The organism is Rhodococcus sp. 5A-K4 (genome assembly GCF_046097995.1).
GTDB classification, from domain to species: domain Bacteria; phylum Actinomycetota; class Actinomycetes; order Mycobacteriales; family Mycobacteriaceae; genus Rhodococcus_F; species Rhodococcus_F erythropolis.
The window spans coordinates 219,341-229,713 of sequence record NZ_JBJURM010000010.1; the positions used below are offsets into that span (position 1 = coordinate 219,341).

At 64.3% G+C, this 10,373-nt stretch carries 11 protein-coding genes; 4 read left to right on the forward strand and 7 right to left on the reverse strand.

Features of this window, described 5'->3' with window-relative positions; genetic code table 11:
* Nucleotides 1-13 precede the first annotated feature (13 nt).
* From ACKAMS_RS15915 to ACKAMS_RS15925, 3 genes are read left to right on the forward strand one after another with little or no spacing between them, the layout of a single operon-like run.
* Nucleotides 14-802 (forward strand): alpha/beta hydrolase, encoded by a 789-nt coding sequence (locus ACKAMS_RS15915; RefSeq protein WP_031333161.1) that lies wholly within the window; start codon nt 14-16, stop codon nt 800-802.
* Nucleotides 803-812: 10 nt separating this feature from the next.
* Nucleotides 813-1,109, forward strand: coding sequence for an MGMT family protein (locus ACKAMS_RS15920; protein WP_019747820.1), 297 nt, complete (start codon nt 813-815; stop codon nt 1,107-1,109).
* Between the two features lie 49 nt (nt 1,110-1,158).
* Nucleotides 1,159-2,910 (forward strand): NTP transferase domain-containing protein, encoded by a 1,752-nt coding sequence (locus ACKAMS_RS15925; protein ID WP_408989229.1) that lies wholly within the window; start codon nt 1,159-1,161, stop codon nt 2,908-2,910.
* 5 nt (nt 2,911-2,915) lie between these two features.
* Here the strand turns inward: ACKAMS_RS15925 and ACKAMS_RS15930 are convergent, their stop codons facing one another.
* Complete coding sequence (locus tag ACKAMS_RS15930) at nt 2,916-3,269, reverse strand: hypothetical protein (protein ID WP_020907125.1); 354 nt, start codon at nt 3,267-3,269, stop codon at nt 2,916-2,918.
* Nucleotides 3,266-3,844, reverse strand: a complete 579-nt coding sequence (locus tag ACKAMS_RS15935; RefSeq protein ID WP_029255052.1) for a hypothetical protein — start codon at nt 3,842-3,844, stop codon at nt 3,266-3,268. Before ACKAMS_RS15935 ends, ACKAMS_RS15930 begins: the two co-directional genes overlap by 4 nt.
* An 89-nt stretch (nt 3,845-3,933) precedes the next feature.
* Between ACKAMS_RS15935 and ACKAMS_RS15940 the strand changes: the two genes are divergently transcribed.
* A complete protein-coding gene (locus ACKAMS_RS15940) occupies nt 3,934-4,701 on the forward strand; it encodes a hypothetical protein (RefSeq protein ID WP_003942311.1) in 768 nt (255 codons plus the stop codon).
* 19 nt (nt 4,702-4,720) lie between these two features.
* Here ACKAMS_RS15940 and ACKAMS_RS15945 read toward each other — a convergent pair whose 3' ends face one another.
* From ACKAMS_RS15945 to nirB, 5 genes are all read right to left on the reverse strand, one after another.
* Nucleotides 4,721-5,368: a maleylpyruvate isomerase family mycothiol-dependent enzyme gene (locus tag ACKAMS_RS15945; protein WP_020907123.1), complete on the reverse strand. Its 648-nt coding sequence runs from the start codon at nt 5,366-5,368 to the stop codon at nt 4,721-4,723.
* Nucleotides 5,313-6,062, reverse strand: a complete 750-nt coding sequence (locus tag ACKAMS_RS15950; RefSeq protein ID WP_408989232.1) for a sirohydrochlorin chelatase — start codon at nt 6,060-6,062, stop codon at nt 5,313-5,315. Before ACKAMS_RS15950 ends, ACKAMS_RS15945 begins: the two co-directional genes overlap by 56 nt.
* Nucleotides 6,049-7,209, reverse strand: a complete 1,161-nt coding sequence (locus tag ACKAMS_RS15955; protein WP_019747814.1) for a uroporphyrinogen-III synthase — start codon at nt 7,207-7,209, stop codon at nt 6,049-6,051. Before ACKAMS_RS15955 ends, ACKAMS_RS15950 begins: the two co-directional genes overlap by 14 nt.
* Nucleotides 7,206-7,619: a nitrite reductase small subunit NirD gene (gene nirD / locus ACKAMS_RS15960; RefSeq protein WP_019747813.1), complete on the reverse strand. Its 414-nt coding sequence runs from the start codon at nt 7,617-7,619 to the stop codon at nt 7,206-7,208. The genes ACKAMS_RS15955 and nirD overlap by 4 nt, the downstream gene beginning before the upstream one ends.
* Before the next feature lie 90 nt (nt 7,620-7,709).
* A complete protein-coding gene (nirB, locus tag ACKAMS_RS15965) occupies nt 7,710-10,211 on the reverse strand; it encodes a nitrite reductase large subunit NirB (RefSeq protein ID WP_408989230.1) in 2,502 nt (833 codons plus the stop codon).
* Between the last annotated feature and the right edge of the window lie 162 nt (nt 10,212-10,373).

Consider the following 10,373-nt stretch of genomic DNA (forward strand, 5'->3'; position numbering starts at 1 on the left):
GCCTGCTTCCGGCATGATTGACCTCGTGTCTGCACTCCATACGTATCTCTACGGACCCGTCGGGGCGCCGGAGATCCTTTCGCTGCACGGTCTGACCGGTCACGGCCGCCGTTGGCAGTCGATGGCCGAGAACCAACTGCCCCAAGCGCGCTGGATCTCGCCCGATCTGCGTGGTCACGGACGCTCGACCTGGGCTCCCCCGTGGAACATCGAATCCCACGTGGAGAGCCTGCTCGAGACACTGGACGAACATGCAAACGGACCGGTGGTGATCGTCGCGCATTCGTTCGGCGGAATGCTGGCGCTCCACCTCGCGGCCACCGCGCCGGAACGCGTTCGTGGGCTCGTTCTGCTCGATCCAGCGATCGGCTTGGATCCGACTTTCATGCAGGAAGTGGCCGAACTCACAATCGGCTCACCGGATTACACCGATGCGGCCGAGGCGTACTCCGAGAAGATTCACGGCTCGTGGGGTGAGGTTCCCACCCAGGACCTCGACGTCGAGATGGCCGAGCACCTGATTCAACTGGGCAACGGGCGCGTCAACTGGCGCCTGTCCACGCCCGCGATCGTGACCGGGTGGGGCGAACTCGCTCGCCCGATCGTGCTGCCACCGCCTTCCATGCCGACCGTGCTGGTTCAAGCGATGAAAGTCCAGCCTCCGTACGTCACCGACGAGTTCCGGGCAGCGCTCACCGAGCACCTCGGTGAAAATCTGACCAGCGTCGAATTCGACTGTGACCACATGGTCCCGCACGTGCGGGCCGACGAAGTCGCCGCCCTCGTTCGCAGCATGCTCTGAAGGAACCGACATGGCAGCCACCACCGAAGAGCAGATCGAAGAGGTACGGCGACTCATCGCGTCGATTCCGGCCGGTTTCGTGGCGACGTACGGCGATATCGCTGATGCTGCAGGACTTTCCAGTGCTCGCACGGTCGGTTGGATCATGCGGACGGACTCTGCCGACCTGCCGTGGCATCGGGTTCTCGGCGCCTCCGGCAAACCGTCGGCGCACCTGGCTCATCGTCAGATCGCCAAGCTCGAACTCGAAGGGGTACCGATCAAGGAGGGTCGGATCGACCTGAAGAAGGCACGGTTTCACTTCTGATCCCGTGTCACCGGTCGTCCTCACCCCGGCGATGGGGCAGCATGGAGGCATGACCACCACGCCGCCGACTGCCGCCGTCATTCTGGCGGGTGGTCGCGGGACCAGAATGGGTGGTGTCGACAAACCTGGCCTTCTCGTACACGGTCGCAGACTCCTCGACATCGCGCTCTCAGCAACGTCGCATCTCGACGCCGTCGTCGTGGTCGGCCCGCATCGACCTGAACTTGATCCTGGAATCACCCAAACTCAGGAATCTCCGGCCGGAGCCGGCCCTGTCGAGGCGATCTGGGCCGGGTTGTCTGCGACCCGGTTACCCGATAACGCCGTGGTGGTGGTGCTGGCGTCCGACCTGCCGCACATCGAGGCCGAATCAGTCGACGCCTTGATCGCTGCCACGTCGACGGACAATCCGGTGACGTGTGCCGTGGACGAGAACAACCGAACCCAATTCCTGTTCTCCGCATGGACATTTCGCGAACTCCGGCAACGCCTGTCCACATTGCGGGAGAGTTCGGGGCTGGAGAACCAACCTATGAAAGCGATTGTCACCGAGCCGTTCTCGACGCTGAGTGTCGCTGGTACGACCGACTGCGACACACCGGAAGACATCGATCGCGCGCGAAGCCATCCGCGGCTGACGGTCGATCAAGCCCGCGCCGCCGTCAGGAACTCGCTGACAGCATTGCCGCCGCACCGTGCCGATCTCGCCGACAGCCTCGGAGCAACGCTCGCGCAGCCTCTGGTCGCCCTGGGTGATCTTCCCAGGTCAGACGTTTCGGCGATGGACGGGTACGCGGTCTCCGGCGAGGGCCCCTGGCGAATCCTCACCGAGATCCGCATCGCGGGCGCCGACGGACAACTCGAACTCGGCGAAGGTGAAGCGATTCGCATTGCCACGGGAGCACACCTGCCCCTCGGCGCCACCTCGGTAATTCGTGACGAGTATCTGTCCGTCGACGAGCCATCTCGGATGGTACGGAGACTGCCGGATTCGCCGCACCGCAACGACGCTCGACCACGAGGGGAAGATTGGACCACCGGATTCACGATCGCCCCGACAGGTACCGCGGTGACTCCGGCGGTGATCTCCGCAGCTGCCAGCGGTGAAGTGTTCGACGCCCTCGTCCGTGGTCCGGTACGGGCACGCCTGATAGTCACCGGCGACGAGATCCGGCGGACCGGTCCACTGCGTGAAGGTCAGACTCGCGACTCCGTCGGCGGGATTCTCCCCTACCTACTGGAAAGCAACGGCGTACAGTGCGTGGCGAATTCGCACCTGCGAGACACTGCGGACAGTTTCGAGCGGGTGCTCGCAGACGGAGTCGACCAGGAAGCCGATCTACTCGTCGTCATCGGTGCGACGGGAGGCGGCGCTGCCGACGAAATGCGCAGTGCGCTCGATCGACTCGGCGCTCGCACGATTGTCGGGCGAGTCGCCTCGCGCCCCGGCGGATCTCAGATAACGGCCGTCCTGCCCAGTGGTCTGGTGGTTCTCGGCCTCCCCGGCAATCCGTATGCCGCCGTGACCACCCTGTTGACGATGCTGCCCACCGTCGTGGCCGCCTTGACCGGAAGCGACACGCCGCCGCCACTACTCGGCATCATCGAGAACGCCGCTGCGGTGAGTTCCGATGCGGTACGCCTGTTGCCGGTGACACAATCCGAAGACGGTCGCTGGCGCGCCGATCCGTCTGTACGTACCGCGCACCTTGCGGGGTTGATCGAACGCTCGGCGTTTGCACTCGTACCGGCACACTCCGACGACGGCGCCGTCGCCGAATTGGTCGTCCTCCCACGCTGATCGGGTCAGCGGTTTCGGCGCCCGCGCCGGCCGACGTCCGCCAGCACGATCACGCCGACCACGATCGCGAGCACCAGCGAATACACGCCCCACAGCACCAAGAACGGCAGCAGCCAGCCGGCATCAACGGTCTGACCGCGCGGTCCGACGCAGTACAGCGTGAAATTGGTGGACGTACCGTCGCCGTCGGTAAAGGAATCCGAGACGACCATCGCGCTCGATGTCGGTTCTTCACAGAAGATCGGCGCCAAGTGCGCGACCTGGCCGGGCCAGATCACCGAAGACAGCAGTGCGGCAAAGATTCCCACGACCACGATCACCGCTACCGAGATCAGTAACGGAGCGATTCGGCGGCTCACAGCGGCTGCACCAGAAAGGGAGTTCCGTCAGGCTCGAAGACCACAAGTACTCGCGAGCGTGGGGATTCCACCATCACGGAGGCGTGTATCGACTCGGTGCGACTGACCGAGATCCCGGAGACTTCGCCGTCGTCGACTCCGCTGCTCGCCAGCGCGTCGTCGACCAACTTCTCGACATTCGCCAATGCCGGCACTTGATCCAGCGTGAACGATCGCGCATCGAGATCGTCGGTGACACTGACTTGCACGGGGATGGGCTCGCCGAGAATGACGCCGTCGAAAGAGAATCTGTCGAGCTGTGACGGCTTCCCGGGGTCACGAACGGTGACGCCGAGCGTCTCGATCGGGCTGATGTCGATGCTGGTCACCGATATCGCGTCGACGCCGTATCTATGTGCGAGGCTGTCGAACCCGCCTCGCACCAACTCCGACGTCATCCCACCGCCACGTTCGCGCATCTGGTTGTCGAAATCCATCCGATCGACGGCACCGATGCATCCGCTCAGACCCGTGGCCGTCAAGGCGATGGCTACCGTCCACAGCGCCGGCCGCACCTGCGAGGACGCCAATTTCATGAGCGGAGCGTACCGCGAGTGTCCGGTTCCATCTCGGTGACCTGCGCGTCGGACGAATTCCTGTCGGCGACTCGTGGGATCATCGCGCCATGAATCGTGTCGACGAAGGATTCGAACCGCCGGACGCATTGGTCGAGTGGTGCCGCTCCCGCACCTTTCCACTGCACGTCCTCGACGACGAAGCGACCGTCGACCTGGATTGGTGGAACGCGCACCTGAAGGACGCCGGCCACACCATCAGCCTGCGCGGGCGTGATCTCGACGGCAAAGTGATCACCGAAGGCCGAGCCATCGTTCAACGCAACGACCTTCGCCCGTCGAGCGACCTCGTTGTCGCCCAGCACGACGGCCTCGGACTGCTCTTTCTCTGCGCGGCCTGGCAGGGCTCGCACGAAAGCCGACGGTTCACGCGGCGGTTCCCCAACGTCTTCAATCCGCATCACCGCGAAGACGAGGATCCGCTGACCCAGATCACAGCCATTCTCGATCACTGTTCGAAAAACAAGTCGATGCCGGTCGTGCGGCGCGACACCTGGTCCGGGTGGCCACTCACCCCCGGCGTGGGGGTATCACTCATGGCCGCTTTCATGTGGGCGGTGGGCGTACAGGACGAAGGCCGACGCGCTCAGATGATCGATCAGTACGGCGTCTCGACACTCATCCACGAGGGCTGGCTCGAGGATCCTTCCGTCACGGGCTTCACGACGCGTCGCTACCGCCGGTACTGCGAACTGCTCGACAGTTGGGCCTATGCCGCCGGCACCCAACCCGAGATCGTCGAGATGTGGTTGGTGAAACGGTGGAGTGCGCGGTTGGCCCAAGCACGCAACGACGTCAGCGCCCCCACCCTGTTCTAACTCTCAGAAAGGCCGTGTCTCAGAAAGGCCAGGCAGGGAGGGTAGGCAGCCCCACCCTCGTCGGCCTCCCGACCAACCAGGCCAAGGTCTCCGCATCCGACAGCGAAGGAACACGTACACCCGGGACCGCTGTCTCGAGTGCGCCCAACTGACGGGCGAGAGTGAATTCCACGAACTCGGCAGGCCAGTCGTGGCAGGTGTAGCCGATGTCGAGGTCCATCAGGTGAATCTCGATCTCGTTCCAGCGCAGGATCGGTAGATCGAATGCCGTCACAGGTTTGCGCCACGGCACCGGCGTGTCCAGTCGATCTGCCTGGATCTCGCACAACGCGTCGACCAGTCTCGTTCCCGAGAAGCGGTAGTCGAGAGCCAACAACTCAGCCGGGCGATCTGCACCTTCCTCGATTGCAGCATTGCGCGCGTCCGGTCCCCCGGGATACATCTCCCCCGATTCGCCGCCCTGCACTCCGGCAACAAATCTGCCCAGCGCGTCGGCGTTGCGCGACATGTGCGTCACGACGTGTCCCCGGCTCCACCCGGGGAGCCCGGAGGGCTCCCGCGCCTGCTCTTCGGTCAGTCCGCCGATGAGAGCCTGTGCCTTGACGTCGGATTCACGAACTGCGGCGACCAGGTCGGCATACGTCGGCGTTACGGAGTGAGACGTCATGCAGCGATACTAGTTCCCTTCGCGCACTCTCATACCGATTCACGACAAGGTCCACCACTCCCGGATCGACGCCGAGCGGTTCGGTCACACCATCGGCTCCTGCAGCGTGCAATCTTTCGTGAAACAGTCCGTGTGCGAGGAGGTACGAGGCAACGAACACTCGCTTCGCGCCGCGAACGCGTGCTGCTGCAACGACATCGGCTACCTTCGGTTCCCCGGTCGCGATGTATCCGATGTCCACCCGGACCCCCGCCGCTTCGGCGAGCATCAGCGCAGCACGCTCGACGTCTCGCAGCGCCCGCGCATCGGAGGACCCGGCGGCAGCAAGCACTATCGCGTCGCCTGGACTCCACCCCGCTTCGGTCAAGCGTCGGAGCAGCACGCGCGCAAGCGCCGGATCGGGTCCGAGTGCGGGCGTCACAGTCACAGCCGAGTGCTCACTGATCGCCACTTCGCGTCGAACATCGGTGTGAACGTGGTAGCCGGACGCCAGGAAGGCCGGTACGAGAATCGCTCGCCCCGGAGTGTCCCGGAGGACTTCAGAAGGTGACGGACCGAGCACGTCGACAAAGGCAACGCGCGTGCGTCCGACGCGCGTGCCGACGGCTTCGGCAAGGGCAGCAACCATTTCCACGCCACGTGGGCTACGCGTGCCGTGAGCTACCAGTACGAGTACATCGTCATCGCGTTGCATAGTCACCTGGATTCTGTACGTAGTCGCCGGGGTCGAGGGCAAGTCGATAGCCCCGCTTGACCACGGTCTGAACGGCTTTGGGCGCACCGAGGCACGCGCGCAATCGGGCGACGGCGGTCTCGACGGCGTGGGTGTCGCCGCCGCCACCGGGAAGAGAAGCCAGAAGTTCGTCGCGGGAGACGACTCGGCCGGGGCTGGCACCGAGAGTGCGGATCAGCGACATCGCAGCCGGCGGCAATTGCTTCACTTCACCGTCCACGACGACGCAACCGCCGCGGATGCTGATTTCGTGTTCGCCGGCTTGAATCTTGTTGGCTCGCTGCGGGAGTTCGTCGACGATGTGTCGCGCGAGCGCCCCGAGACGTGCCCGCGCCGGGGCTGTGGTCGGTACATTCAAGGCTTCGAGCGGCGCCGAGGTGACCGGGCCGACGCACATTGCCGCCACCGGACCCCGCATCGCGTCGAGTATGTCGCCGAGATCCCCGGTCTTGTCGGCGCGCATCAACATCGACGCGACGGCCGGTGCACTGGTGAAGCTGACGGCGTCGATTCCGGCTGAAGCGATGGCGTCGATCATCCGGTCGAGCAGCGTCGGATCCTCCGGCGGTTCCCATCGATAGACAGGGACCGCGATGACCTCGGCGCCCGCGTCGCGCAGCACCTGACAGAAATCGGGAATCGGCTCCCATTCGGTAGTGGCGCCGTGCAGTTGAACGGCGATTCGTTTTCCCGAGACACCTTCTGCAAGAAGATGTTCGAGCACTTCGGCGGAAGACTCGGATGCCGGAGACCATTCTTCACGAAGGTCGGCCGCGCGGATTGCCCCTTTGGCCTTGGGTCCGCGCGCGAGCAGACGAGCCGAGCCCAACGCGGATCCGAGATTTTCCGCCTCACCCCACCCGTCGGCTGCTTCCAGCCAACCCCGGAATCCGATCCCGGTGGTGGCGACAACCACCTCGGGAGGATCCGAGATGATCTGCTGTGTCACCCTTTCGAGCTCGCGGTCGTCGGCGAGAGGGATGATCCGAATCGCCGGAGCGTGAACGACGTCCGCTCCCCGACGAGTCAGCAACGTCGCGAATTCCTCGGCGCGGCGCGAAGCGGTGATACCTACCGTGAATCCAGCCAACGGCATGTCGTCACTCACGAGACTGCATCGGCGACAGTCGAGCGAACGCCCTGCATCTGAAGGCTGTGTACCTGAACGACGCCTGCCCACACGCGAACTCCGTATACCGGCAGCGCGACCGCGGAGTCGTCCAGCGCTCGGCCGTCGACCAGCGAGAACGCCTGCTTGAGCAGCGGCGAGACCACGATCGGTTCACCGTCCCGGTCGCCGACGAGTCCGCGTGACATCACGGCGGCGCGGCCGTACGGATCGAAGTTGCTGACAGCCCGCAGTGTGCCGTCCTCTAGCAGGAACAGCGCCACCTGCTCGCCGCCGCGAAGAAGCACGGCGACCCCGCGTCCAGGGATCAGATGGCTCAGCGGGCAGGCCGACGTCCATTCGAGTCGATCCGAATCCAGCTTGGCGATCTGCGCATCGATGACACTCATCGAAGTCCTCCTGTCGATCCGGCGACAACGTCGCGCGGGTTCTTGTCTACGTTTCTACGGACCCCGTGTTTCCCACGGGTTACGCGACTATTACCGGCGCGTAGGGATGCTCGGCATACCCATCAGGACTGGAACCTTGCGCACTCCGGTCTCGTCGAACACAACCGTCGGGTCGGCTTCTTCCGGTGCATTCACAAATGAGACGAACCTCGACAGCTTCTCCGGATCACCCAGCACACCAGCCCATTCGTCCTGGTAGCCCTCGACGTGCTTGGCCATCAGAGCCTCGAGTTCTTCGCCGATTCCCAGGCTGTCTTCACAAATAACGGCCTTGAGGTGATCGAGTCCGCCTTCGAGTGATTCGACCCACGGCGCCGTGCGCTGCAGGCGATCGGCGGTGCGGATGTAGAACATGAGGTAGCGGTCGATGTACTTGACCAAGGTTGCGTCGTCGAGGCCTCCGGCAAGCAGTTGAGCGTGTTTGGGCGACTGTCCGCCGTTGCCGCCCACATACAGATTCCAACCGTTCTCCGTCGCGATGACGCCGACGTCCTTGCCACGCGCTTCGGCGCATTCACGAGCACATCCCGAGACGCCGAACTTGATCTTGTGCGGCGAACGCAGGCCGCGGTAGCGGTTCTCGAGGTCGACGGCCATTCCTACCGAGTCCTGAACGCCGTAGCGGCACCAGCTCGAACCGACGCAGCTCTTGACCGTCCGCAGGGACTTGCCGTACGCCTGACCCGATTCCATCCCGGCGTCGACGAGACGCTTCCAGATCGCGGGCAACTGTTCGACACGAGCCCCGAACAAGTCGATGCGCTGACCGCCGGTCACCTTCGTGTACAAGCCGAAATCACGCGCCACCTCACCGATGACGATGAGCTGCTCACCCGTGACCTCGCCGCCAGGCATACGAGGTACCACGGAGTACGTACCGTTCTTCTGGATGTTCGCGAGGAAGTGATCGTTGGTGTCCTGCAACGACGCCTGCTGGCGGTGCAGGATGTGATCGGAGTCCGTCGATGCCAGAATCGAAGCGACTACGGGCTTGCAGATGTCGCAACCGGCGCCCTTACCGTACTTGGCGATCAGCGCCGAGAAGGTTCTGGTCTGCGTCGACTGCACGATCTGGAACAACTCGGCCCGCGATTGCGCAAAATGCTCGCACAGTGCCTTCGACATCACGACGCCGGAATCGGCCAGCAGCTGCTTCACAGTGGGAAGGCAACCGCCACAAGTGGTTCCGGCGCTGGTGCACGCCTTCACCGAAGCAATGTCGCATGCGCCGGCCGCGATTGCGCCGCAGATGGCTCCCTTGGTCACCGCGTTGCACGAGCACACCTCGGCATCGTCGGGCAGCGAGCCTGCACCCGGCTTCTCCCCCGCAGGCGAGATCAATGTCGCCGGGTCACCGGGTAGTTCGCGACCGACCAGCGGGCGCAGCGACGCGTAGGCCGACGCGTCACCGACAAGAATGCCGCCGAGCAGGATCTTCGCGTCATCTGAGACCACGAGCTTCGCGTACGTCCCCTTGGACGCGTCGCTGAGGACAACTTCGAGAGCGCCCGGTGAGGTCGCCATCGCGTCACCGAAACTGGCGACGTCGACGCCCATGAGCTTGAGCTTGGTGGACATGTCGGCGCCCGGGAAATCCGCGGCGCCGCCGAGCAGACGATCGGCCACGATCTCGGCCGTCGTGTAGCCGGGAGCAACCAGACCGTAGCAACGGCCCTCCACCGCAGCACATTCTCCGACGGCATAGATGTTCTCGTCCGAAGTCACGCAGCCGAGGTCGGTCAGGATGCCGCCGCGCTCCCCCACTGCGATGCCGGCGTCGCGGGCCAGCTGATCACGCGGACGAACTCCGGCGGAGAAGACGAGCAGCGACGCGTCGATGGTGGAGCCGTCGGAGAGTTCGACCACAATTCCATTGTCGGCCTGCGAGATTCCCGCCGTCCCGACTCCGGTGTGAACGGTGAGACCGAGTTCGGTGACGAGGCGAGCGAGCAGTGCGCCGCCGCCCTCGTCGACCTGCATCGGCATCAATCGCGCATTGTGTTCGACGACGTGTGCCGTCATTCCCATGAGCGAGAGAGCATTTGCGGCCTCGAGTCCGAGAAGACCGCCGCCCACCACGACGCCGACAGCGCCAGGACCCGCCTTCTCGGCGGCGGCCCGGATACCGTCGAGGTCGTCGAGGGTGCGGTAGACAAAACATCCGTCGCCGTCGTGCCCCGGTACGGGAGGCACGAACGGATACGAACCGGTCGCCATCACCAGAGCGTCGTAGGAGATCGACTCGCCGGTTGTCGTCGTGACCGTGCGTGCATCTTTGTCGATCGAGAGCGCGCCTTCCCCCACTCGGAGATCGACCAGGCCGTCACCGACGTAATCGTTGCCGGCCAGCGCCAATTCCTTGGGGTCCCACGCTCCGACGTACGAGGACAGCCCGACTCGGTCGTACGCTGCGTACTGCTCGTCGCAGAGTACGGTCACCGACCAGTTGTTCGCTTCGTCGCGCGAACGCAGTGCCTCGACGAATCGGTGTCCGACCATTCCGTGTCCGATGACAACAACCGACTTGCTCATGACGCCTACTTCCTGAGGTACGAGATAGTTCTGAGATTCTGCGGACCGCTCACGCCGTGACTGCGACCTTCGCCTCGTCGACGTCTGTGGTCAGCGTCGACGGCTTGCGCAGGAAGACGAACCAGGTGACTGCGATGCAGGCGATGTAGAAGGCCAGGAACA